The organism is Enterococcus sp. DA9 (genome assembly GCF_008000875.1).
Taxonomy (GTDB): domain Bacteria; phylum Bacillota; class Bacilli; order Lactobacillales; family Enterococcaceae; genus Enterococcus_B; species Enterococcus_B lactis.
Genome location: NZ_CP042839.1, coordinates 1404932 through 1430421 on the forward strand (window position 1 = coordinate 1404932; position 25490 = coordinate 1430421).

Annotated in this window: 21 protein-coding genes and 2 pseudogenes; 16 read left to right on the forward strand and 7 right to left on the reverse strand. The window is 38.8% G+C overall.

The window, feature by feature from the left end:
- Positions 1–29 precede the first annotated feature (29 nt).
- From FTX43_RS07625 to nhaC, 5 genes and pseudogenes are all read left to right on the forward strand, one after another.
- A pseudogene (locus FTX43_RS07625) lies at positions 30–1102 on the forward strand (methionine ABC transporter ATP-binding protein).
- A gap of 1 nt (position 1103) precedes the next feature.
- The gene (locus FTX43_RS07630; RefSeq protein WP_002293786.1) at positions 1104–1784 is read left to right on the forward strand and encodes a methionine ABC transporter permease; all 681 of its coding nucleotides are present in this window, start codon (positions 1104–1106) and stop codon (positions 1782–1784) included.
- Positions 1785–1800: 16 nt separating this feature from the next.
- A complete protein-coding gene (locus FTX43_RS07635) occupies positions 1801–2640 on the forward strand; it encodes a MetQ/NlpA family ABC transporter substrate-binding protein (protein WP_104866980.1) in 840 nt (279 codons plus the stop codon).
- Positions 2641–2670: 30 nt separating this feature from the next.
- Positions 2671–3894 (forward strand): M20 family metallopeptidase, encoded by a 1224-nt coding sequence (locus tag FTX43_RS07640; RefSeq protein WP_002319046.1) that lies wholly within the window; start codon positions 2671–2673, stop codon positions 3892–3894.
- Between the two features lie 402 nt (positions 3895–4296).
- Positions 4297–5715 (forward strand): Na+/H+ antiporter NhaC, encoded by a 1419-nt coding sequence (gene nhaC, locus FTX43_RS07645; RefSeq protein WP_147606949.1) that lies wholly within the window; start codon positions 4297–4299, stop codon positions 5713–5715.
- Between the two features lie 261 nt (positions 5716–5976).
- Here the strand turns inward: nhaC and FTX43_RS07650 are convergent, their stop codons facing one another.
- Together FTX43_RS07650 and FTX43_RS07655 are read right to left on the reverse strand one after the other, a co-directional pair.
- Complete coding sequence (locus FTX43_RS07650) at positions 5977–6420, reverse strand: DUF305 domain-containing protein (protein WP_002299975.1); 444 nt, start codon at positions 6418–6420, stop codon at positions 5977–5979.
- A gap of 217 nt (positions 6421–6637) precedes the next feature.
- On the reverse strand, positions 6638–7978 hold the full coding sequence (locus FTX43_RS07655) for an amino acid permease (protein WP_002296179.1): 1341 nt from the start codon (positions 7976–7978) through the stop codon (positions 6638–6640).
- A gap of 268 nt (positions 7979–8246) precedes the next feature.
- On the opposite strand from FTX43_RS07655, the gene FTX43_RS07660 reads away from it, so the two are divergent.
- The gene (locus tag FTX43_RS07660; RefSeq protein WP_002302096.1) at positions 8247–9143 is read left to right on the forward strand and encodes a hypothetical protein; all 897 of its coding nucleotides are present in this window, start codon (positions 8247–8249) and stop codon (positions 9141–9143) included.
- A gap of 149 nt (positions 9144–9292) precedes the next feature.
- Here FTX43_RS07660 and FTX43_RS07665 read toward each other — a convergent pair whose 3' ends face one another.
- Entirely contained in the window at positions 9293–10234 is a 942-nt protein-coding gene (locus tag FTX43_RS07665) for a 2-dehydropantoate 2-reductase (RefSeq protein ID WP_002302095.1), read from the reverse strand.
- A 124-nt stretch (positions 10235–10358) separates the two neighbouring features.
- Here FTX43_RS07665 and FTX43_RS07670 point away from each other — a divergent pair, with 124 nt between their 5' ends.
- From FTX43_RS07670 to FTX43_RS07695, 6 genes and pseudogenes are all read left to right on the forward strand, one after another.
- A complete protein-coding gene (locus FTX43_RS07670; protein ID WP_002291594.1) occupies positions 10359–11480 on the forward strand; it encodes a glycerate kinase in 1122 nt (373 codons plus the stop codon).
- Between the two features lie 257 nt (positions 11481–11737).
- Positions 11738–13239, forward strand: a pseudogene (gene eat(A), locus FTX43_RS07675) (ABC-F type ribosomal protection-like protein Eat(A)).
- 66 nt (positions 13240–13305) lie between these two features.
- Entirely contained in the window at positions 13306–13833 is a 528-nt protein-coding gene (locus FTX43_RS07680) for a histidine phosphatase family protein (RefSeq protein ID WP_002296174.1), read from the forward strand.
- A gap of 211 nt (positions 13834–14044) precedes the next feature.
- Positions 14045–15106: a DUF871 domain-containing protein gene (locus FTX43_RS07685; protein WP_002299967.1), complete on the forward strand. Its 1062-nt coding sequence runs from the start codon at positions 14045–14047 to the stop codon at positions 15104–15106.
- Between the two features lie 2 nt (positions 15107–15108).
- Entirely contained in the window at positions 15109–16005 is an 897-nt protein-coding gene (gene murQ / locus FTX43_RS07690) for an N-acetylmuramic acid 6-phosphate etherase (RefSeq protein ID WP_002287094.1), read from the forward strand.
- A gap of 13 nt (positions 16006–16018) precedes the next feature.
- Positions 16019–18001 (forward strand): glucose PTS transporter subunit IIA, encoded by a 1983-nt coding sequence (locus FTX43_RS07695; RefSeq protein ID WP_002319042.1) that lies wholly within the window; start codon positions 16019–16021, stop codon positions 17999–18001.
- A gap of 64 nt (positions 18002–18065) precedes the next feature.
- Here the strand turns inward: FTX43_RS07695 and nrdI are convergent, their stop codons facing one another.
- Entirely contained in the window at positions 18066–18512 is a 447-nt protein-coding gene (gene nrdI / locus FTX43_RS07700) for a class Ib ribonucleoside-diphosphate reductase assembly flavoprotein NrdI (protein ID WP_002287091.1), read from the reverse strand.
- 210 nt (positions 18513–18722) lie between these two features.
- Here nrdI and FTX43_RS07705 point away from each other — a divergent pair, with 210 nt between their 5' ends.
- On the forward strand, positions 18723–20147 hold the full coding sequence (locus FTX43_RS07705) for a basic amino acid/polyamine antiporter (protein WP_002319041.1): 1425 nt from the start codon (positions 18723–18725) through the stop codon (positions 20145–20147).
- A 180-nt stretch (positions 20148–20327) separates the two neighbouring features.
- Here the strand turns inward: FTX43_RS07705 and FTX43_RS07710 are convergent, their stop codons facing one another.
- The 3 genes from FTX43_RS07710 to FTX43_RS07720 all read right to left on the reverse strand — a co-directional run bounded on the left by FTX43_RS07710 (position 20328) and on the right by FTX43_RS07720 (position 22477).
- Entirely contained in the window at positions 20328–21101 is a 774-nt protein-coding gene (locus tag FTX43_RS07710) for an ABC transporter permease subunit (protein ID WP_104857553.1), read from the reverse strand.
- Complete coding sequence (locus FTX43_RS07715) at positions 21098–22003, reverse strand: ABC transporter ATP-binding protein (protein WP_002299964.1); 906 nt, start codon at positions 22001–22003, stop codon at positions 21098–21100. Before FTX43_RS07715 ends, FTX43_RS07710 begins: the two co-directional genes overlap by 4 nt.
- Positions 22004–22156: 153 nt before the next feature.
- On the reverse strand, positions 22157–22477 hold the full coding sequence (locus FTX43_RS07720; protein ID WP_002287086.1) for a multidrug efflux SMR transporter: 321 nt from the start codon (positions 22475–22477) through the stop codon (positions 22157–22159).
- A 472-nt stretch (positions 22478–22949) separates the two neighbouring features.
- Here FTX43_RS07720 and FTX43_RS07725 point away from each other — a divergent pair, with 472 nt between their 5' ends.
- The 3 genes from FTX43_RS07725 to pcp all read left to right on the forward strand — a co-directional run bounded on the left by FTX43_RS07725 (position 22950) and on the right by pcp (position 25425).
- A complete protein-coding gene (locus FTX43_RS07725) occupies positions 22950–23636 on the forward strand; it encodes a DUF969 domain-containing protein (protein ID WP_002313427.1) in 687 nt (228 codons plus the stop codon).
- 1 nt (position 23637) lies between these two features.
- Positions 23638–24582: a DUF979 domain-containing protein gene (locus FTX43_RS07730; RefSeq protein WP_002287082.1), complete on the forward strand. Its 945-nt coding sequence runs from the start codon at positions 23638–23640 to the stop codon at positions 24580–24582.
- A 198-nt stretch (positions 24583–24780) separates the two neighbouring features.
- Positions 24781–25425 carry a pyroglutamyl-peptidase I gene (pcp, locus tag FTX43_RS07735; RefSeq protein ID WP_002287081.1) on the forward strand — a complete coding sequence of 215 codons (645 nt, stop codon included), beginning with the start codon at positions 24781–24783 and terminating at the stop codon, positions 25423–25425.
- Positions 25426–25490 lie beyond the last annotated feature (65 nt).

Genomic DNA, 25490 nt, shown 5'->3' on the forward strand with positions numbered 1-25490 from the left:
ACGCTTTTTTTAGATAAGGAGGAATTTTAATGATTGAATTGCGAGATGTTTCTGTATGTTTCAAACAAAAAGAAAAAGAGATCCAGGCAGTAGATTCTGTAGATTTAACGATTGATAAAGGCGATGTTTATGGAATCGTCGGTTACTCAGGTGCAGGGAAAAGTACGTTAGTTCGTGTGATGAATTTGCTGCAGAAACCAACAGCAGGAGAAGTCATTGTCAATCAGACGAATTTGAGTCAGCTCTCTCCCAAAGAATTGCGAAAAGAAAGAAAGGCCATCGGTATGATCTTTCAGCATTTCAATCTAATGGAAAGCCGAACTATTTTTGACAACGTTGATTTTTCTTTAAAGTATTCTGGAAAATCGAAACAGGAACGTCGTCAAAAAGTGAATGAACTACTGGAACTTGTCGGTTTGGAAGAAAAAGCATCTGCTTATCCTAAACAACTGTCGGGGGACAAAAACAACGAGTAGCAATCGCACGAGCTTTGGCGAATGAACCTAAGGTATTATTATGTGATGAAGCAACCAGTGCACTTGATCCGAAAACGACCCTTCAGATCCTTGCATTGTTAAAAAAATTGAATCGCCAGTTAGGTTTAACAATCGTCCTGATCACTCATGAGATGCAAGTTGTCAAAGAAATCTGCAACAAGGTAGCGGTTATGGAAGATGGAAGAATCATTGAAAAAGGTAGTAGCATCCAGATCTTCAGCAATCCTGAAGAAGAATTGACCAAAGATTTTATTCGAACAGCTACTCATCTTGACCAAGCATTAGAAACGATCATTGCCCATTCTGCTTTTGCCGATCAGATCGCCAATAAATGGCTGGTGGAATTAAGTTATATTGGAAATCAGACGAACGAACCTCTAATCGCTCATCTATACAGCAAATATCAAGTAACAGCGAATATTTTATATGGCAATGTAGAGTTATTACAAGAAACGCCGTTAGGGAGTTTGATCGTTACTTTAGCTGGAGAAACCAAACAGCGGCAAAAAGCATTGGATTATTTGATCAAATCTGGTGTAAAAATAAATATTTTACAAAAAAACGAATTAGATAGTCGTATCAAAGTGATCGAAGGAGGAAGATAAAATGACTGATTTCTTTAAAACATATTTGCCCAATGTTTATTTGATTCCGGATGAATTTGTCGAAGCGACGAAGCAAACACTATATATGTCTTTTTGGACAGCATTCATTGGCGGGATGATCGGAATCATCTTAGGTGTGACGTTAGTAGTGACACGCCCTAATGGATTACTAGCTAACCGTCTGCTATTTGAAATACTTGATAAGCTGATCAATATCATTCGTTCCATCCCTTTCATTATCTTGCTTTCTCTTTTAGCATTGACTACTCGTTTCTTAGTTGGAACGACGATTGGTGCGAAAGCAGCTTTAGTGCCATTGATTTTTGGAGTTGTTCCGTTTTTTGCTCGTCAAATCGAGAACGCACTGCTAGAAGTTGATCCTGGGGTGATCGAAGCGGCAGAAGCGATGGGAACCAGTCCAATCGGTATTATTTTACGTGTGTATTTGTTAGAAGGTTTGCCTGGTATCATTCGGGTCTCGGCGTTGACTATCATCAACGTGATCGGACTGACTACCATGGCTGGAGCAGTAGGTGCAGGCGGATTAGGGAATCTTGCTATATCGAGAGGGTATAATCGATTCCAAACAGATGTAACGATTGTGGCTACATTATTGATTCTAATCTTAGTTTTTTTAAGTCAATTTATCAGTAATCAACTGATTAAAAAAATTACACATTGAAAGTGGAGGAGAAAAAATGAAAAAAATTATTCGTTTTGTAGTCATTACATTTGTAGCAATTATTTTGTTGGCAGGGTGTAGCCAAGGAAAAGCAGATACAACTGACAAAAAAGAAACTACCGTAAAACTAGGAATTATTGGAGAAGATACAGATGTATGGGACAACGTGAAAGACCGTTTGAAAAAGGAGAACATTAATTTGGAATACGTGAAATTTACAGATTACAATCAACCAAATGCGGCTTTAGCAGATGGATCGATTGATTTGAATTCTTTCCAACATCAATTCTTTTTAGACAATTACAATAAAGAACACGGAACTGATTTAGTATCGATCGGAAATACTGTCAATGCACCGCTGGGAATTTATTCTAACACTTTGAAGGATGTAGCTGATATCAAAGACGGAGCAAAAGTAGCAATCCCTAATGATGTTACAAATGGCGGCAGAGCTCTTCTGTTATTGCAAACTGCTGGATTGATCAAAGTGGATAAGGCAAAAGGACAAGCGCCCACTGTTTCTGATATTACCGAGAATAGAAAAAATCTAGACATTTCTGAATTAGATGCTTCCCAAACAGCACGTGCTTTGTCAGATGTAGACATTTCAGTGATCAATAGCGGTGTAGCTGTAGATGCTGGATTTAATCCTGCTTCTGATGCCATCTTCTTAGAACCAGTGGATGACCATGCACGTCCTTATGTGAATATCATCGTTGCAAGAAAAGAAGATGAAAAAAATAAAACGTATCAAAAAATAGTAGACGCTTATCAAACAGAAGACACAGTCAAAGTAATCGAGAAAACATCAAAAGGATCAAGCGTGCCTGCATGGGAAACATTCGGGAGAAAATAAGAAAAATGACTAGCATAGGAGGAATTTTTTATGACAACAACAATCTCAACAAACCAATTGAAGGATCTAATCCAATATCGTTTACCAGAATATCAAGCACTTGCTCTAGATATCCACGAACATCCTGAAGTAAGTAACTATGAGTTTTATTCCTCAGCAGCGTTGATTAAACAATTAGAAAAAGAAGGGTTTTGGGTAGAAAAAGAAGTAGCTGGACACCGAACAGCCTTTGATGCACGTTATATTTCCAATAAACCCGGACCCACAATTGCCTTTTTGGCAGAATTCGATGCTTTACCAGGTATTGGTCATGCATGCGGGCATAATTTGTTTGGTACTTACTCCGTATTAGCCGCCAGCATAGTGGAGCAATTTATTGATGAAACTGGTGGAGAAATCCGTGTATATGGCACCCCAGGGGAAGAAGGGGGCGAGAACGGATCAGCTAAAGGCAGCTTTGTTCGAGAAGGTTTTTTTGAGGATGTCGATGTAGCGTTATGCGTCCATCCAGCTTTTCGTTATGGGAAAACGACAGAATCTTTAGCGAATGATCCAGTCGACATCAAATTTTACGGTGTCGCTTCCCATGCAGCAGCAGCACCTGAAAAAGGAGTAAATGCTTTGGAAGCATTGATCCAAGTGTTTAATGGAATCAACGCTCTACGCTTGCAATTGCCAAAAGATGTCAATATCCATGGGATCATTACAGACGGAGGAGTAGCTGCCAACGTCATTCCAGATTACGCTGCTGGACGTTTCTATTTACGTGCAGGAAATCGGCAAACATTAGATAAAGTATATGAAAAAGTGGAAAATATCGTACGAGGTGCTGCGATAAGTACGGGCACGACTTTTGAGTTTGGATTGTTCCAAAATGCAGTTGATGATGTCATCGTTACTCCTTCTTTTGATGACTTATTCTTCCAGCATGCAAAAGAAGCAGGTGTTCCAGATGAAGAAATAGAAACGGAACAAAGAACAAGTCTCGGTTCTTCTGATGTAGGAAATGTCAGCCAAGTCATACCAACAATCCAGCCTACGGTAGCAATCTCTGAGACATATATTGCCGGACACACAGAAGAATTCAAAGCTGCTGCTAAAAGTGACAAAGGCCTTGCTTCTATTGCGATTGCAGCAGAACTACTCGCCAATACAGCTCTTGATCTGTTGAAAGAGCCAAAGCTATTAGAAAGAATCAAGCAAGAACATCAAGAAATAGTAGCAAGAAAAAAACAAGAGGGTGCTACTTTCTAGTAAAAAATAAACTTGTGTGTGAAAGTTATAAAAATAATTTTCAGAAAAATGAAAAAATATTTTCTTTTTCATTGACAAATGATCTTATGGAAGGTAAACTTCATACAAGTCAACTTTTCACGCAGTAGCGGTTAGGTGTTTTGTTCAGAAAGTCGGTGGTCGCTGTGAACCGATCAAGCCTAATTGACGAATTACATGGAAAGTCCATACATTTGAATAAAAGTTTGAAAGTGAAAAACAGATCTGTTTTTAATTAAGGTGGTACCGCGGAGTCATTCGTCCTTAGTTTAAAACAGGTCTTTTTATTTTTATAAAGGAGGAATAGCGGATGAATTGCGGCGGAGTAATCCGATATCTTAACTTTTTTAGAACATAAGAACAACTAAAAAAGGAGAGATTATCATGGGAAAAAAAGGAACACCAAGTTTTTTAGAAGCAACACTTGTATTAATGGTTATTGTTTTAGGCATTGCGATTGGCGTTGTCGGATTAAAGGTCTCACCTAATATCACGATCTTAGCAGCGATCGGAATGGTCATGTTGTATGCAGTGATAAAAAGATACCCGACAGATTGGCTGCACGAAGGAATCATCAATGGCATCAAACCAGGAATCATCCCAATCTTTATTTTTATTTTAGTAGGTTCATTGATTGCTGTATGGATACAAGCAGGGATCATTCCAACTCTAATGGTCATTGGGTTCAAATTGATCAGTGTCCAGTGGTTTGTCCCTTCTGTATTTGTTGTGTGTGCAATCGTAGGTAGCGCTGTAGGGAGTGCCTTTACTGTTATGTCAACGATTGGGATTGCATTTTTCGGTATTGGGACAACACTAGGCCTAAATCCAGCGCTGGTTGTTGGAGCTATTGTTTCAGGTGCCGTTTTTGGAGATAAGATGTCTCCATTATCCGAATCAACAAATCTAGCAGCAGCTATTGTTGATGCCGATTTGTTCAAACACATCAAGCATATGATGTGGTCAACTGTTCCGGCATTTGTTGTTTCTTTCTTTTTATTCATGATTTTAGGACACACAAGTAAAGCCGCAAGTCTTTCATCTATTCGTGAAGTGACTGATGTTCTAGAAGCAAACTTTACTATTTCAATCTGGTCACTGATTCCTTTATTTTTAATGTTACTGTGTGCATGGAAAAAGGTGCCGGCAATTTTGACGATTTTGTTGAATATCGCTGTAGCAGTAGGAATGATTTTTATTCAAAACCCACAAACTTCCTTAACGAAGTTGGCTGGGGTCATCGAATCAGGGTTTGTTTCAAATACTGGAAACCAACAAATCGATTCACTGCTTAGTCGCGGAGGAATCGAAAGTATGATGCCTACTGTGTCATTGATTATTCTAACTTTGTCATTAGGTGGATTGTTGATCGAATTTGGCTTGATCTCAACCGTGATGGAACGAGTATCAAGAAAGATGACGAACACACCAAAATTGATTTTTACAACATTGATGACAAGTATCGGAGTAAATATTTTTATTGGTGAACAATTCCTATCTGTTATTCTGCCTGGTAATGCATTTAAAGAAACTTATGAAAAAGCAGGATTTGATCCAACTGTATTAGGTAGAACGCTAGAAGATGGTGGAACAGTAATCAACTACTTAGTGCCTTGGGGAATTGCCGGAAGTTTCGTAGCAAGTACATTTGGTATTCCTACACTCACTTACTTGCCATTCGTATTTTTCAGTTTGCTTTCTCCTGCGTTTTCGATGGTCAGTGCCTTCACAGGTTGGGGAATCTCAAAAAAATTTGTGAAACCGCAAGAAGCAGTAAGCAAGACAGCGCAATTAGAACAATAAAAACATAAAAAGGGATTGTGACAAGACTTTTGTCACAATCCCTTTTACGAATAAACGGTGTTCAAAAGCTTGCATCTGCGGTAATAAGCCTAACCAAACGAAAAATAGGAGAAGCTATTTTTGTTTGGCTGTTCTTATTACTTGATGCAGGGCAGCTTTTTCACAACCCCTTATTCACGGTGTTCCAGAAGTAGCTTCTTCTTATTTCTTGAAGCTGATCACTTCTGGAACATCCTCTTTTTTTATTTGGACGGATAATGGTCATTCCATTTCTTTGATCATTTTTTTCATTTTGTCGATCTCTTCTTCTTGTGCCTGGATGATTTCTTCCGCTAATTTTTTTACTTCAGGATCTTTTAAATCAGCTCGTTTACTTGTCAGGATAGCGATAGAATGATGAGGAATCATGGCCTTCATCCAAGCTGTGTCGTTGACAGTAGTTTGGCTTCGTACCATAAACAAGGAACCGGCAAAAACAAGAAGACTAGCGGCTAAGATCATAACATTTATCTTTTTGTTTTCATACATTTTCCACATGAACAACAGCATGATGACTGCCATGACTGCACCCATCATCAACGCCATGAATACTCGTGTACGACTGAAGAAGATATGATCGAGCGCATAGACATTCAAGTACATCATACCAAACATAACTACCGTTGAAACACCGATCATCAACAAAAACTTCCAATACTTTTTCATTTAAAACAAACTCCTTTTTTTCATTCCTTTCTTCTATCATGTCATGAGCATGGAGAACAATCAATTATTTTGCACAGAGGGTTTTTGAACACCGTTTACCAAGAGGTCATGAGACTGTTTATTCGGAAAAAGGAGTTGCAACAAGACTTTTGTCACAACTCCTTTCTTCAATAGTTCCATCTATTCCACATAAATAAAATAAAATTTTCTATCGATTTCATTCATTCGTCAATACGAACGCATCATTCTTTTTTTGATAACTGAAATAAATGAACAGGTAAAGCAGGCCAGTCAATACAGTTACCCCAATGGAGTTCGTGAACAGGATACCAAGGAAAATCAATCCTAAGACAGCTAATGCAAAAAAGCTGATTCCTTTATCCCATAATGTTCCTTTTCTTAGTGCCAGTACAAAGGATGCCGCACTGATAATGATCCAGATCAATAATACTGTATACGAAAGGGAACCTGCCAGATAGCCAAATAATTTGTCACCGACAAAATAAGAAAGAGCTACACCAAGATAAAGAACACTGGTACAAAATAAAACAGCACGTTGCGGTACTTGATGCTTGTTTAAAACAGCTAGTTTTCTAGAGGAACCTTTTCGATCCTTCAAACGGAAGAACAAAATTCTTGAAGATGCATACACACCCGAATTGATAGATGAGAACAAAGCAAGGACAATAACAAAATTGACGATATCCGCTGCAAATGGGATATTCATTTTTTCAAATACCATCACAAAAGGACTGACATTCGTGCCTGCTAAAGTATTCCAAGGAAAAAGAATCAAAAGCAAAAACAAAGGAATGATGTAAAAGGAAATGATTCTTCCCATGACACCTTTGATGGCTTTAGGAATCGCACGTTTAGGATCATCTGCTTCGCTTACCGTGATAGCAATCAGTTCAGAACCGCCGTAAGAATAGATAACTACAAGCAAAGAACTGATGATTCCCTTCATACCATGAGGAGTAAACCCACCATGGTCAGTCAATTGCTGAAGGGTAGGGAAAACGCCTGTGCCCAACATTTGCTGACCGACAAGATAAGTAGCAAAAATGATTAGTAAGATAATGACACTGATTTTAGCAAAAGCCAGCCAATATTCTGTTTCTGCGAATAACCGTACCGAATAAAGATTGATGATCGTAGTTAAAACAGCCAACATAAAAACAAATACCCAGGCTGGAATGTGCGGGAACCACAACTGCAAAAAGGAAGCAGCTGCAACAGCTTCAGCGATGATATTGATAATCCACATAGACCAGTAGACCCAATCAGTAAAATCAGCAGAATGAGCACCTAGATAAGGGCGTATCAAACCAGATAATCCGTGATGCGTGTCGCCACCGCTTAAAACGATTTTTCCCAGACCTTTCATCACGATATATAAAATCAGCCCGCCAATCAAAAAAGCAATCAATACAGAAGGGCCGGCGATCCCAATCGCTTCGCCACTTCCTTTAAATAGACCTGCACCGATTGCTCCACCTAAAGCTAACATGGTGATATGTCTGGAGCTAAGTTGTTTTTTCAATTTTTTATCTTCCATAAATGACCTCTTTCTTTTAAATTCACAATCAAAATTTATATTAAGAATAAATAGCAATATTTAACAATGACTAATGATAACAAATTTTCAGACAATTACAACTATTCAGAAAACTTTTAGGCGAATTTTAATAGAAGAATGATTTATTTCATCATATTTTCATACAAATGTTAAATTTTCATACAAATATAGGAAGCGTTTTACTGGCTTTTTACTATTTAAACAGGCTATCATAGGAAAAAGTGACAGAGAAAGTGAGGCGGAAAAGATGAACAAAAATGACGTACTGCTAGTTGCAAAAAATAAATCACTTTATTTTTTGCCTTCCATCCGCTCTTTAGATGTTTGGTCCGGAAAAGATTTACTACAGTCGGAATTCATTAAATCAGCTAGACAACAGTTGGCAAATTATCAGCTGATCGTTTTTTTAGATTATGGATTTAATATGGAGATGGCTCGACGCGTGCGCCCATTTACCAATGCAAAAATTGTGTTATTTTTTTGGAATCACTTCAAAGCAGAACACGAGGCGATGCTGAAGCAGGCACAAGATGAACCGGCAATCGATGAGATTTATCATTTTGATTTTTTGGAAGCAAAAGAACTTGGGCTGAAACATAATAGTTCATTTTATTCGAAACATATGGATTTTTCTTCTAGCGAACCAAAGACGGATCTATTTTTTGGTGCAACGAATAATGGGAGAAAAGAACGAGCAGAAAGCTATAAGCAGGAATTTATAAAAAGAGATGTTACGACCAACTATTTCATTCTTCCACATCGAGGGAATGAACAACCTGGATATCTTGCTTATGAAGAGTACCTGAAAAAAACAGGGGAATCGCGCGGGATTCTGGAACTGTTGCGGGAGGGTCAGCAAGGAGTGACTTTGCGGACATTTGAATCTATGTATTTTCAAAAGAAACTAGTGACGGATAATCAAGCGATTGCTCATTATCATTTTTATCGTCCTGAAAATATTTTTTTGCTTCGAGAACGTGATTTAGATGAATTACCGGAATTTCTGCATACACCTTTTAAGCCAATCCCATCAGAGCTATTGGAATTTTATGATGCAGAAAATTGGGCAAAACGATTTATCACTAACGATTCCACTATTTATGAGCAATACGAATATGACCTCTCCTCTGTTGAAAATAAATAAAAAACCTACATTTTGAAGAGATTATGTACCGAAACAAACAAGCACAATTCTTATGGCATCATGAGAGTTGTGTTTTCTTTTTGATCTTTCATTGGGCTTAAAAAAAGAGAACCAGCTGCTGATTCAGCTGATTCTCATCAGAGAGCCTTTTATTCTGCGCCAAGGATTCCTTCTTTTGCATGGACTAATTGGGTCAAAAAGGCACAATATGGTGTAGCAATATCATATTTTTGTCCTTTTCGCCAAACGGCACCATTGATGTAGTCGATTTCAGTCAAACGATGGTTTTTGATCAGGTCTTGGTACATAGATGGGTAATGCAACCCGATGTTGTCAGGATCATAAGTAGAAGCAATATGTTGGTACACTTCTTCTTGATCTAATATGATTCCTTCTTTTGCTGCGATAGAAGCAAATTCAGATACGATTGTTCGAACCATGCTCTCTGCCGTTTTTTGCGCGCCTAGTTCAGCAATATTACAATCCAAAATCGTGCATAAACCATTCAATGTTCCATTTACACAAGCTTTTCGCCAAATGGAATAACGAACATTATGGCTATAGATCGGATTTAATTTTGCTTCTTGAAAGACTTCTACAACTTTTTTTGTAAATGCTTCGCCTTCTGGTTCCAAGTTCTCTAGTTCGATTTCTCCATCACCTAACAATGTGACTTTTCCGGGACCAGCTAGACCAGCTGTCCACATCGTGATCCCAAATAAGATATTTTTCTTTGGCACATATTTTTCCAGTACATCTTCATGACCTAATCCATTTAGTAAACACAAAACATAAGTATTGTCAGTAATAATGGATTGGATCGAACGAAACATATCATCTAATTGATTTGCTTTTGTTAATGCTACGATCAAGTCCACGTGTTCGTTGCTTTCGATGATTTCTTCTGGTGAATAGATTGGCAGTTTTGCGACCACTTCTTTACCGTTAAAGTCAGCAATCAACCCATTTGTACGAATGGCTTCAATGTGTGCAGGCCAACGATCGATCAAGAGGACCTCATTTCCGCTTTGATGTAGCATCAATCCGATTCGGCTGCCCATTGCTCCGGCTCCAGCTATTGCGATTTTCATGTTTTTTCTCTCCTTTATCAATGAGTTCCCTTTTAGTATATAGAAAAATGGAAGAAAATAGCATTGTTTTGTTTGAAAAAAATGAAAAAAAGTGTCTTACTTAAGAAGAAAGTGAGGGATACAGATGGATATTTTGGCGGCAATTGATTCATTTAAAGGAAGTGCTTCTTCATTTGAACTAAATCAGGCAGTTCTAAATGGCTGGGAAGATCGTAAAGGAAGAAAAATCAATGTGCCGATTGCAGATGGCGGAGAAAATACTGCAGAAGCAATCTATTACGCGCTCGGGGGAACATGGCGTACCATTGATGGGATGGATCTCTTATTCCGTCAGCGAAAAATCAGCTATTTATTGACAACTTGGCAAGGAAAAAATACCGCAGTCATCGAATCTGCACAAGCATTGGGGTTAGATCTACTTGATAAACCAACGGATCAAACTATCCGACTTGCTTCCAGTTATGCCTTAGGAGAACTTATCAAAGATGCACTGCTTCAAGAAGTAGAACAAATTATTGTCACTTTAGGAGGAAGCGGGTGTAGCGATGGTGGTCTAGGATTACTCCAATCCTTGGGTGCTTCTTTAGAAGGGTACACAGAAGGAAATCCTTTATTATCTACTAAAAAACTTCATTTTGATCGAAGAAACGTTCTTGTTTCTAAAGTAAAATTGATTATCGCTGCAGATGTTACCAATCCATATACAGGTCAACAAGGAGCTGCTTGGCAATTTGGAAGACAAAAAGGAGGAATAGATACGACGCTAGCTTTCTTAGATAAACAAGCAGGAAAGATTGCTCAGCAAATAAAAGATTTCTGGGAGGTGGATTTAGATGATATTCCAGGAAGTGGAGCAGCAGGCGGTATTGGTGGAGCCCTTTTTTTGTTGGGAGCGAAGATGGTTTCTGGTTTCGATTTAGTCAGCCAAATCACTGGATTGGAAAAAAAGATCGAACAAGCAGATGTCATCATTACAGGAGAAGGGCGGATCGATCAGCAAACGATCCACGGAAAAGTTCCATACGGTGTAGCAGTGCTTGCAAAAAAATATCGAAAACCAATCATCGCTATTTGCGGAAGTAGAGACCAAGAGCTAGAAGGACTTTCTGATTTTCTCCCAATTGTCTTAAGTATTCATTTGGGTCCAATAGGTTTAGAAGAAGCAATGGAACACAGGCAAACATTAGAAAAAACAAAAATCTTAGGACAGACACTTAGCAGATTTTTCACCATCCTCCCGAAGTAGTTGACAAAATCATTTTCTTTATGCTATCGTAATTTCAAATATAGGACAAAGTGAGGGATCCGTGCATTGAAAAATTAAGTCGATTGATGAAAGCTGCATTCAGACTGTACCTTGTGGAGACAAGGGAGCAGTGTGCAGATTTTCGGGATTGGCTTGGTTTTTTCGATGTATGGGTCTTTTTGTGTGTACCCATCCCTTGCATCCTCTTTAGCCAGTTCTGAAAATAGGACTGGTCTTTTTTTACGAGGTGATGGAAAATGTCTAAAATCGAAATAAAAAATCTGACATTCGGCTACGACAGCCAAGGCACATTATTATTTGAACAAGCAAATCTAAATTTTGACACACAATGGAAACTAGGACTTATCGGACGAAACGGTCGAGGAAAGACAACTTTACTGAATATTCTACAAAACAAACTACCTTATCAAGGGCAAGTAATCCATCAGCAAGAATTTGTCTATTTCCCGCAACAGACAAAAGATAAAGAACGTTTAACCTATTACGTGTTAAATGATATTACGGATTTTGAGATATGGGAAATCGAAAGAGAGCTCCAATTTATGCAAACAGATCCTGAAATCTTATGGAGAGAATTCAGCACACTATCGGGGGAGAGAAGACAAAAGTCCTATTGGCACTTTTATTTGTGGATGACACTCATTTCCCGTTAATCGATGAACCAACGAATCATTTGGATATCTCTGGTAGAAAACAAGTAGCGGCTTATTTGAAAAAGAAAAAACAAGGCTTCATCGTGGTCAGCCATGACCGGGGATTTATCGATGAAGTAGTGGACCATGTTTTAGCAATCGAAAAAAGTCAACTGGAACTTTATCAAGGGAATTTCTCTATCTATGAAGAACAGAAAAAACTTCGTGATGAATTTGAAATGGCTCAAAATGAAAAATTGAAAAAAGAAGTCAGTAGGCTAAAGAAAACAGCAGCTGAAAAAGCCGAATGGTCTCGTTCCCGAGAAGGAGATAAAACAAAGAAACAAGTCGGATTCATCGATACTGAATCTAGACGAGTGAATAAAGGAGCAGTGGGTGCTGATGCTGCACGGGCGATGAAACGATCCAAAGCAATCGTGAATCGGATGGAGACCCAGATCAGCGAGAAAGAAAAACTATTAAAAGATATCGAATATATCGATTCTTTGACGATGAATAGCCAAGCGTCTCACCATAAGCGACTTTTAAGCGTAGAAGATCTTCAATTAGGGTATGAAAATCTGTTATTCGAGCCAATTCATTTTACAATCGAGCCTCATCAGCGGGTGGCGATTTCAGGTCCTAACGGTGCAGGAAAGTCATCCATTATCCATTATCTTCTGGGGGCATTCAACGGCAAGGTTATAGGAGAAAAATCCCAGCCAAAACATCTGAGCATTAGTTATGTACGCCAAAATTATGAAGACAATCGAGGAACGTTGGCGGAATTTGCAGAGAAAAACCAAGTAGACTACCAAGCATTTTTGAACAACCTCCGAAAGCTTGGGATGGAAAGAGATGTTTTTCATAACAAGATTGAGCAGATGAGTATGGGCCAACGGAAAAAAGTGGAATTGGCTAAATCTTTATCACAGCCAGCTGAACTATATATATGGGATGAACCATTGAATTATTTGGATGTCTTCAATCAAGAACAATTAGAACAACTGATCTTGAACGTGAAACCTGCCATGTTACTGGTGGAACATGATCAAACCTTCCTGGATAAAGTATCTACTGAGATTATTTCTCTTGAGAAAATCTAACCCTTGTAATCTCAAGAACAACAAGGTATGGTTAAGGGGAACTTTGCCAACGAAGGAGAAAATCACATGCTTTATGTAACGAGACACGGAGAAACAACTTGGAACGCACAAGGATTAGTTTGCGGACGGGCAGATGTGCCGCTGACTGAAAAAGGACAGATGCAGGCACAGAAACTAGCAGAAAAGGTAGTAGATTTGCCTGTTCCAATCACGAAAATCATCCATTCCCCTCTTCAACGAGCAAGAGATACAGCACAAGCAGTTGCTGATCGTCTCAGCTTGCCGCTGACCGTTGATGAACGATTGGTAGAAATGGATTTTGGGGATTATGATGGATTGCCAAGCAAAGATGAGAACTTTCAAAAAGCACGTTTAGCATTCGCTGTACGATTCCCAAATGGGGAGTCAGTCTTAGATGTGTATGCACGGATCGTTCCTTTATTGAAAGAATGCATTGAAGACGAAGAAAATGTCTATCTGTTAGTTTGCCATAATGCCTTGATAAGAGTGATCAATGCTTATTTTCATCCGATGCCTAATGAGGGGTTCTTTACATTCATGGTAGATAATACAGAATTGGTTTCTTATGAGTAATTATGTGTTTGTGTTATTTAAATAAAATATTTCAAGGCACTGCTTTTGCTTAGCAGTGCCTTTTTTTAGGTTATGACAATTCTTTTGGTAATATAAACTCAACCTTTAGAAATGAAAATTAATTATTTTAATAAAAGTGTTGAAATTTTATTTCTTTAGATATATACTCTAGTCATAGAAATGAAGACGGATACAGAAAAAGAGGGATAATATGTTTGGCTTTTCAATATTTATGAACGATTCTTTGTCAGAAGAGAAGAAACAGTATATCCGCCAAATGGCATCCAATGGCTTTGTCGGTATTTTCACTTCCATGCATATACCAGAAGATGATGTTTCGGCATATCAAAAGCGATTGATCGAACTAGGAAGCGAAGCGAAAAAGAATAAACTAGAATTGATGGTCGATATTTCAGGAGAGGCATTGGAACGAGCTGGTTTTTCATTAGAAGATCTCACGCCTTTGAAAGCAATTGGTGTAACAGGTTTAAGAATGGATTATCATATTTCCAATCAGCAGATTGCCGACTGGTCACATCAATTGAAAATCAGTTTGAATGCTAGCACGATCACGCCTAAAGATATCGATGAATTGAAAGAAGCAGAAGCTGATTTCTCACAGATTGAAGCTTGGCATAATTATTATCCACGTCCCGAAACAGGGCTGGACAAAGAATGGTATCAGAAAAAAAATCAATGGCTCAAAATTCAAGGTCTCCTTGTCCAAGGTTTTGTACCAGGAGATACAGAGTTGAGAGGCCCACTATATCAAGGATTGCCGACTTTGGAAGAACATCGCGGGGTCCATCCTCTTGCAGGCGCTCTAGATCTATTAGCAAGTAACACGGATATTGTTTACATCGGAGATGCAGGTCTGTCAGAAAACGTTCAGGAGCAATTTGCTTCTTTCCAAAAAGAACAGACAGTCTTGCTCCATACGGAACCTGTAGATGAAGAATTTTACGAATATATATTAGGGAAGCATACGAATCGGCAAGACGATGCAAGAGATGTCATACGAAGCGCAGATGCACGTTTTCGAGAGATTCCGTCTATCCCAGCAAGAAATACAGCTACGCGTATGAAAGGGTCTATTACTTTAGATAACGAAAAGTATTTGCGCTATATGGGTGAGATCCAATTAACTAAATATGATTTGCCAGCGGATGAAAAAGTGAATGTAGTAGCCAAAGTTATCAAAGAAGAGCTACCATTGATCAACCAAATCAAAGCTGGTATGAACTATCAATTTATAAGAAAAGAAGGAAGATAAAAATGAGCAAAATCAATTTAGAGAACCTAACAACGGAACGCAGAAACCAAGAAACTTTTGGATTAGATGAGATGAGTATTTCTCAAGCCGTTCAACTAATGAACAAAGAAGATCAGAAAGTGGCCGCTGCGGTTGAAAAAGAACTGACAAGTATCGAACCAGTGATTGCTAACACGATTGAATCCTTTAAAAAAGGTGGACGCCTGATTTATATGGGAGCCGGAACAAGTGGAAGACTAGGTGTGTTAGATGCTGCTGAATGCGTACCGACATTCGGTGTAGAACCGGAAATGGTCATAGGTCTAATTGCTGGTGGAGAAGAAGCAATGACTGTAGCTGTCGAAGGGGCCGAAGATTCTTATGAGCTAGGGCAAGAAGATCTAATCAAGCTGAATTTGACAAAAAATGATATAGTTATTGGTATCGCAGCTAGCGGTCGTACACCATATGTGATCGGTGGATTAGATTACGCAAAATCGATCGGTGCTGTCACAGGAACGATTTCTTGCAATAAACAAGCCGAAATCAGTAAACACGCGGATTTCCCAATCGAAGTCGATGCAGGTCCAGAATTTTTGACAGGCTCTACTCGATTGAAGTCAGGAACAGCACAAAAACTGATCTTGAATATGATTTCTACTATCAGTATGATTGGTATAGGTAAAGTATTCAATAACTTGATGGTCGATGTCAAACCAACAAATGAAAAACTAATCGAACGCTCAAAACGAATCATCATGCAAGCGACAGAAGCTGATTACGAAACAGCTGAAAAGTACTTTGAAGAAGCAGATCAAAATGTTAAGCTGGCTATCGTCATGATTTTGACAAATAGTGATAAAGAGGAAGCTCAAGCAAAATTAGCTGAAGCAAACGGATTTGTAAAAGGGACCTTATGAGGGGGAAAAGACCATGGCAAAAAACGAACTGACTTTGGAAGAACTGGCAAAACAAATTTATAAAGGGGCAGGCGGCATGGGCAATGTAGAAAGCATTGTCCACTGCATGACTCGTGTGCGTATGAAGATCATCAATGATGATCTTGTAAATGTCTCTGAATTAAAAGCGATTCCAGGAGTGCTTGGTGTAGTAGAAGATGAACAGCTTCAAGTCATCATCGGACCTGGGAAAGTGAACAAAGTAGCACAGCAAATGGTTGATTTGGCAGGCGTGAAATTAGGAGAAAAACTTCCTTCTGTAAGTGCAGCTACAGCAAATTCATCAGCGTCTGGAAAAGACCGTGTAAACGAACGGGCACAAGAAATGAAAGCGGCACAAAAATCGAAACAAAAACCATCTAAAATCAAATCGGTATTAAAAGACATTTCTAATATCTTTGTGCCAATGATTCCTGCATTTGTCGGTACTGGGATCGTGGCAGGGATTGCCGCAGTTTTAGCAAACTTAGTCACAGCCGGAACACTTGATGCAGCAACATGGCAACAATATATCGATGTGATGAACATCTTGAAAAACGGGATGTTTAGCTACCTAGTTATCTATACAGGTATCAATGCTGCACAAGTTTTTGGTGCAACACCAACTCTTGGTGGAGTTATCGGGGCCGTTGTGATGCTGACAGGGATGAATCCGGAAGCACCACTGAAAAACTTATTTACTGGTGAAGCTCTTGCAGCTGGACAAGGTGGGATCTTAGGTGTCATCTTCGCTGTTTGGCTATTGTCAATCGTTGAGAAAAAACTGCATAAAGTAGTACCTGATGCGGTAGATATCATCGTTACACCAACTCTTTCATTGATTACCATCGGTCTGATTGAAATTTTCTTCATCATGCCTTTAGCAGGTTTCATTTCTGATGGCATGGTCGGTGGGATCAACTGGGTACTTGGCGTTGGTGGAGCATTTGCCGGCTTCGTTCTAGGCACATTATTCTTGCCGATGGTTATGTTCGGACTGCATCAAATTTTGACTCCAATCCATGTGCAAATGATTGATGAAACTGGTCGTACGCTATTGCTTCCAATTCTTGCGATGGCTGGTGCAGGACAAGTGGGTGCAGCATTGGCATTATGGATTCGCTGCAAAAAAGATAAAGAATTAACAGAAATGATCAAAGGAGCTTTACCAGTCGGGATCCTAGGAATCGGCGAACCATTGATTTACGGAGTAACATTACCTCTAGGACGCCCATTTATTACTGCTTGTATCGGTGGAGGTATCGGCGGGGCAGTGATCGGAATGATCGGAAATGTCGGGGCTATCGCTATTGGACCTTCAGGAGCCGCTTTGATCCCATTGATCTCTGACGGTAAATGGTTAGGCTACATCCTTGGATTATTGGCAGCTTATGCTGGTGGCTTCGTTGCTACATTCTTCTTCGGTATTCCTAAAGACCGTTTAGAAAAAGAAGAATTAGCGACTGAAACAGCCACAGTAAATGAAGTGCCTGAAAAAGCAGTACCTCAAACTTCAGCTGAAAGTGTGACTATCCTCTCATCAGTTGCTGACGGAACAGTTGTTTCTTTAGATAAAGCAAGTGATCCAGTTTTTGCACAAAAGATGATGGGTGAAGGCTACTTTGTAGAACCAGAAAACGGACATATCCATTCTCCAGTTACTGGGGTAGTCAGTTCTGTCTTCCCAACGAAACACGCTATTGGGATCACAACGCCAAATGGTTTAGAAATCTTGCTTCATATGGGAATCAACACAGTTGACTTAGGCGGTACGCCATTTGATGTGAAAGTAACAGAAGGGCAGCAAGTGACACCTGATACGCTTGTAGCAGAAGCTGACTTAGAAGCGATCAAAGCAGCAGGCAAAGAAACATCCATGATCGTCTTGGTAACCAATATGGATCGTGTAAAAAACTTTGTCTTGGAAAAAACAGGTAAAGCAAAAGCAAAAGCACCTGTGATGGATGTCAAAGCTTAATATGATAGAAACAATAGAAACGAAAGAAGAAGCTGAAATCTATTTTTCAGCTTCTTCTTTTTTATTATTTATTGTTTTCTGCTAAAATCTGATAAATTCGTGTCACATCAGATGGTGTTCCCCGTAATTCATAATCTGCCAAGAAAGGAAAGCCAAATGTTTGTGCATATTGTTTGGCTGTTAGACAATACTGATTATTGAAGTTTTTATTCCCGCTACCGACTACACCAAGACAAAGTTTATGATTGTCTTCATGTTCCAGATATTCACGCATCGTTTCGGTCAAGATTTCTGTATCACCGTTATCTAAACCATTTCCGCCGTCTAAATAAGTAGGAACGAAAGTAAAAAATGGTTCTGTTTCTTTCGTAAAATCACTATTTTCATGGATTTCTTTTAAAGTAACTTCAGGATTGACAGGATCTTCTGCATGCATTTTTTCAGCATATTCTGCTAGATGTTTGGCAAAGGCACGCGTATTTCCTGAAATCGATATATATAAAATGTTCATGGATCATCCCCCAATTCTTTCCTTTTAGTATAGCATCTTTTTTTAGTTTTTTGGTGGTGTAATTTGGAAAGGGACTAGGCGCTTTGCTTGTATAATGAGAAAAAAGCCGGTAGAATTATATTTCTATTAAAGTTTTTATTAATTAAGTAAAAATAAAAAAGGTTTGTTATACTTTTTGATAAAAGCGGTTTTATTTTGGAGGATGCTTACATGGATACAGAGCAACAGAAAAAAGGAATTGGTTTAATTCCACTTGCTGCCTTAGTAATTGGTTCAGCGATTGGAGGTGGCGTATTTGGTATTATGACGGACATCTCCGGATCGGCTGGCGGCCCAGCTATTTTCAGTTGGGTACTCGTAGGAACAGCAATGTTGATGCTCTCCTTATCGATCAATAATATCAATAAAAAACGTCCAGATTTAAAAGGCGGGATCTTTAGTTACGCAGAAGAAGGTTTTGGCCGTTTCGCTGGTTTTATCAGCGGTTGGGGTTACTGGCTCACATGCTGGTTAGGCAACGTAGCTTTTGCAACATTGTTGATGAGCGCATTAGGATATTTCTTCCCAGTATTTGAAGGTGGGCAAAATTTGGCATCGATCGTGATGAGTACAGTCTTCTTATGGGGATATGCATGGCTAGTGAATCGGGGAGTCGAAAATGCTAGTTTCGTCAATGCTATCGTCACATTCTGTAAATTAGTGCCATTATTTTTATTTATTGTAGTAGCTATCAGCACGTTTTCGATCCAACAATTCATTGATAACTTTTCTAGCGACATTATATTGAATGCGAATGGACAGCCGATCCCGTTTTCCAGTCAAGTATTGAGTTGCATCATGGTGATGCTTTGGATATTTGTTGGTATTGAAGGAGCCTCTGTCGTAGGTTCACGAGCAAAAAAACAATCAGATGTTGGGAAAGCAACGATTCTAGGGATATTCGGCTTGATTATTATTTACGTCTTGGTTTCCATGCTTCCATATGGGACAATGACGATGAATCAGCTGCAAACGATCAAGGCGCAGCCTGCTATGGGCTATGTGTTTGAAATGATGGTTGGTAAATGGGGAGCAGTCGTGATCAACGGCGGTTTGATCATTTCTTTAGTTGGTGTTTGGCTCTCATGGACGATCTTACCGATTGAAACAATGGGAAACATGGCTGAAGACGGACTTTTGCCTAAAGCATGGGGAAAACTCAACAAAAATGGGGCACCAACTTATGCTATCGTATTGACGACGTTATGTACGAATGTCTTTTTACTTTCATTATTATTCACTGACAGTGCTTATAACTTTGCTTACACACTTGGTACAGCAGCTATTTTCTTCACGTGGCTTTTCTTAGGATTGTACCAAATGAAACTTTCTTATCAGCGGAAAGAATGGGTCCAATTTTTAGTAGGGCTTTTAGCAAGTGCCTTTCAAGTATGGGCTATGCTAGTCGTAGCCTTTAATGAAGTAATGCTTGTTCTTGTTCTTTTCTTGCCAGGCATTTATTTTTATCTCAAAGCACGTAAGGAGCAAAACGAGCCTGTACAACATATCCACTTAGATAAGATTTTACTTATAGGTGTGACGATGGTCGGAGTGATTGCAATGGTTTTATTTGCCACTGGGATGCTTCACGTATAGAAGTATAAAAGAAGTATAAGGAGAGGTTGTGAGCCTGTCGTTTATTCAAAAACATACTAGGAAAGGAGCTGTGACACAAATGTTGTCACAGCTCCTTTTTCAGAATAAACGGTGTTTAAGAGACAGCCAATCGGCAATAAGGCTGAACGTCTCTTTCACAACCTCTTTTTTGATGACTCATCATACATTTTTTCGCTTAAATACGAGATATCCTAATGCTAAGAACAAAACGATGTAAGCTAAATTACCGAACAGCATTTGATTAGTAGAAAGATGAGTCAATTGCTTCATGATCTCTTCGTTTCCAATTTGGTTTTGCAGATTCAACATACTGATCGGATTCCATTTGATCCACTCCCATTTTTGGATGAGTGCGATAAGGATACCAGATATGATTGACGAAGCAAAATAAAAGACGATTCCTGCTGAGATGGATGCACCGGAACTATTGATAAAGCAAGCAATCATCAACACTAAACTTAAAATCAGCCATAAACCGATATAACTACCCAAAGTATAAGTGAACAAGCTTTGGATCAGTGTTTGACCAGTAGAAACCTTCTCCGTGAAGGAAATCGAAGGGAAAAGAATCAGTTTCATCAACACAGTGACAATAATAGCTAAAAGGTATAAATAAACAGAATAAATAACTAATGTGATCCATTTGCTTACTAATATTTCTCCTCGAGAATACTTTCTATAAAGGAGATTTTTCAATGTACCATATTGTGCTTCTATCGAAATGATCGTGCTTGCAGCTGCAATCATGATAAAGACAATCCAAGATGTGGCACTAAAAAGCTGAGCAGTCATTTCAACTGGATCAATGATCGTCGTGTATTTTTTGGCTAGAAGTGCTGTTCCTATGAGCAAAACAACTAATAGAACAGATAAAACAGCAGTTGACTTTTTCTTGATCAATTTAAATAATTCTTGTTTTACAAGCAATGTCATTTTTCTTCTTCCCCCTTTACTGAATCCAGAATTTCCAATAGAGAAGATTCCAAATCATTCGTCAGATGCTGGACGTCTGTCACATGGATATTTTGTGCAGACAATAACTGGATCACGGTTCCTAATAATTCTTCGTTTTCTTTTAAAAGCTTGATTTTATCAGAATCTTCCAAAGTATATCCAGCTTCTGTCAAGATCGTTCGAGCAGCTAGATCATTCGTTGTAGAGATAATGATGAAATCTTGCGCTGCTTGGTTCAATTCAGCCATTGTACATTGCTTGATGATCTTTCCTTGATTGATCAGGATCAGCTCATCCACCATTTTTTCAAGCTCACTGAGTAAGTGACTGGAGATCAAGAAAGAGGTGCCTTGAGTAGCTAAGTCGGTAATGATTTTTCGCACATCTCTTGTTGCTTGTGGATCCAACCCGTTCATCGGTTCATCTAAAATAACGATAGAAGGATGGTTCAGTAAGGCAAGAGCAATTCCTAGCTTTTGTTTCATTCCCAACGAGTAAGATTTCGCTTTTTTGTGAATGTACTTTTCCATCTTGAGCTGATTCACGATAGTATCGATAGCAGATACATCGTTTGTTTCAGAGAATAACTTCAGATGATCATAGCCTGTTAAGAATGGGTAGATACCCGGATATTCGATCAATGCTCCTACTTGTTCCAACCCTTTATGACTAGAGGGAGAAATCTCATTTTCCCCAATACGGATTGTTCCATCTGAGTAATGGATCAGTCCTAAAATAGCTTTCATGATCGTTGTTTTTCCAGCGCCATTAGGACCTACTAATCCAACGATTTTGCCAGGGGATAAGCTAAAACTGACATCGCTGAGGGCTTGTTTGTGACCAAAGTTCTTGGATAATTCTTGGACCGAAAGACTTTTCAAAAATATTCACTCCTTTTCTATAGATAGTAAAAGCATACACCAGATGAGTGGAGAAGTCGCTAGGTCATTGGACTTATTTCTTATTTTTTCATAAAAAAATTGAATATTAAATAAAAAGGCTTATTTTTTCTGATCAGTACTTATTCCAAGTGTCTAGTGGCCGCTAGTAATCTTGATGCCAATGATACTGATGAGTAGCATCCCCACAAAGAACCAAGTGGAAAGATTCAGCTTATCATGAAACAAGACCACACCAATTATGACCGAACCAACTGCGCCAATCCCTGTCCAGATAGGATAAGAGAGACTCATCGGCAAACTTTTGATTGCCTTTGATAAAAAGTAAAAACTAGCAATCATTCCAATCACTGTGTAAAAAGAATAATTGATTTTAGAAAAACCATCACTCCATTTCATCATCGTTGACCAGAATACTTCCAAAATTCCTGCTATGATTAATTCCATCCATGCCATACATACGTTCCTCCTTCAATATAAAAAATACACAAAAAGAGGAGAATCATCCCTTCAAAGACCTAATGGAATGATCATCCTCTTTTTTACTACCCGGTGGCAGATCGTATATCTTTTTCTGTAGTATAGCACTCCTATCCAGATATCGGCAATCTCATACTTTTTAGTAAAGTGTAACAAGCATTGACGGATATATCGTTAGCAGAAAAGAAGATGAATGCTTTGCAATTTCATAGAAAGGAGTTGTTATTTATTAATCATTTAAAAAAACAGTAACTAGACCTTATTTTTATATATTAGCAGGCAATAAATTAAAAAAAGTTTTACCTTACAATAAGTAAGATAATTTTTGTGATAAAAAAATAACGAAAAATATTTAAAAATAGTGTCTATTTCGTGAGAAAACAACTATATTTTTTATGTGTTTTGCTTTATAATTAAAAAAATATTGTCATTTTATGGAGGAAAATATATGGAAAATTATCTTAGCCTTTTAGGCGTCTTGATTGTTATTCTCGGGTTTGCATTTAAATTAGACTCGATATTGATCGTAATGGTTGCTTTAGTTGTTACAGCTTTGACTGGCGGTCTTGGCATTCAAGGAATGTTAGAACTTTTAGGTACAAGTTTTGTAAACAATCGCGGGATGGCGATTTTTATCATCATTATGTTGGCAACAGGAACGCTTGAAAGAAATGGTCTGAAAGAATCAGCGGCTTCCTTGATCAAGCGATTCAAGAAAGTATCTGCTGGTATGATTGTAGATATTTATGGGATCTTTCGAATGATCTTTGCGGCTTTTAACGTGAGTTTTGGTGGAGTTGCTGGATTTGTTCGTCCAATCATTTTACCGATGGCATTGGGGACCATCGAATCAAAAGGATTAGAAGTCCATCCTAAGCATGAAGAAGAACTAAAAGGTATGGCTTCGGCTATGGAAAATGTCTGCTGGTTCTTTGGCCAAGTACTATTCATCGGAGGAGCAGGGGCGTTGCTAGTCCAATCAACACTGAAAGATCTAGGATATGACGTAACATTGGGACAGCTTGCTTTAGTGGAAGTTCCAGTGGCTATCACGGCTTTAGTTGTGGCAAGTGTCTACTTCTATCTTAAAGAAAAGAAATTAGCGAAGAAATATTATCTAGGAAAGGGGCAATAAGATGGACTTTTTTACAAATCCTGATATTTTATTAGGCGATAAATTACTGGAGATCCTTTATATCGTGATGGGACTCGTATTGATTTACACTGGAGTAAGAAATTTAACAGATAAAACCAATCCTCATCGTTATGGGTCAGCCTTTTTCTGGACGGTCTTAGGGGTAGTTATTGCAGGAGGAAGATGGCTTCCGGCAATCGTGAACGGTGGCTTGATCTTTGCGATGACCATACCAGCAATTGCTAAGAAAGTCAGCAAAGGAGAAAGCCGGCTTCCATCAAAAGAATATATGGAAAAAATGTCAGACAAACTAGGAATGAAAATCTTTATTCCGGCTTTGAGTATCGGTGTCTTTGCGATCTTGTTTGCTCTATTTACCAATTTAGGTGCTTTAGTCGGCGTGGGCGTCGGTGTTTTTGCAGCCATGCTAATCTTGATGTTCTTTTCTCGAGATAATCGACCAAGTACATTTTTAGATGATGCAGCAGATATGCTGGGCACAGTAGGGCCGTTAAGCATGTTGCCAATGCTTTTAGCTTCTCTAGGTGCGGTATTTACAAGCGCTGGAGTTGGGACAGTGATTTCCAATGCAGTAGGTACGATCGTTCCAGAAGGAAATGTGAACATCGGCATCATCATTTACGCTCTTGGCATGGTGATATTTACGGTAATCATGGGGAATGCATTTGCGGCCATCACCGTGATGACGGTTGGGATCGGTGCACCATTCGTATTTAGTCATGGAGCGAATCCAGCGTTAATAGGAATGGTTGCATTGACTTGCGGTTTTTGTGGGACCCTGCTGACACCGATGGCTGCTAACTTCAATATCGTGCCTGTAGCGATGCTGGAGATGAAAGACAAATACGGAGTGATCAAAAACCAGTTGTTTATTGCGTTATTTATGCTAGTTTTCCAAATTGCTTATATGATTCTATTTAAATAATAGAAGAGAGGGGTTGTGACAGAATAATTGTCGCAACCTCTTCTAACATTGTAGTGGAACACTATTTTTTTATAAGAATATATTAAGTTTGATCTGTTATGTTATTTAAACTATTGTTTCCTTTATTTACGCTGTGCAAGGAAAATGGTATGATAAAAGATAACCATATGTTAAATCAATCGGACGGAGGAACAACAGATGAAAGTACTAGTAACAGGTTTTGATCCATTTGGTGGGGACAAAGTGAATCCAGCCTATGAAGCAGTAAAAAAAATGCCAGATGAAATCAGCGGTGCTGAAATCATCAAAGTGGAAGTACCGACCGTATTCGAAAAAAGCAGTCAAGTAGTCAAAGAAGCCATCCAACAGCACCAGCCAGATGTCGTGATCTGTGTCGGACAAGCAGGTGGACGGTCAGCAGTCTCGTTCGAACGTGTCGCAATTAATCTAGCAGAAGCAAGAATCCCTGATAATGAAGGAAATCAGCCATTCGATACGGCTTTAGAAGAAAACGGTCCAGCCGCTTACTTTACCTCATTGCCAATCAAAGCAATGACAAAAAATGTACAAGATCATGGTCTACCAGCGTACATCTCTTATACAGCAGGAACATTTGTCTGCAACGATATCATGTATCGTTTGCTTCATTTGATCGAAACACAATTCCCGGCAATTCGAGGTGGGTTCATCCACGTGCCATTCTCACCCGATCAAGTGATCGATCGTCCAGTGGGTACACCTTCTATGTCTTTAGAAGACATTGCTTCTTCTTTGACTTATGCAGTTGAAGCAGCAGTAGAAAATAAAGAAGATATTTCCGGAAATGCCGGAACAACTCACTAGTTTAGCAAGAAACACTGGCTGGTTGCTAACGTTATGTTAGTAGCCAGCTTTTTGTAATTAGAAAG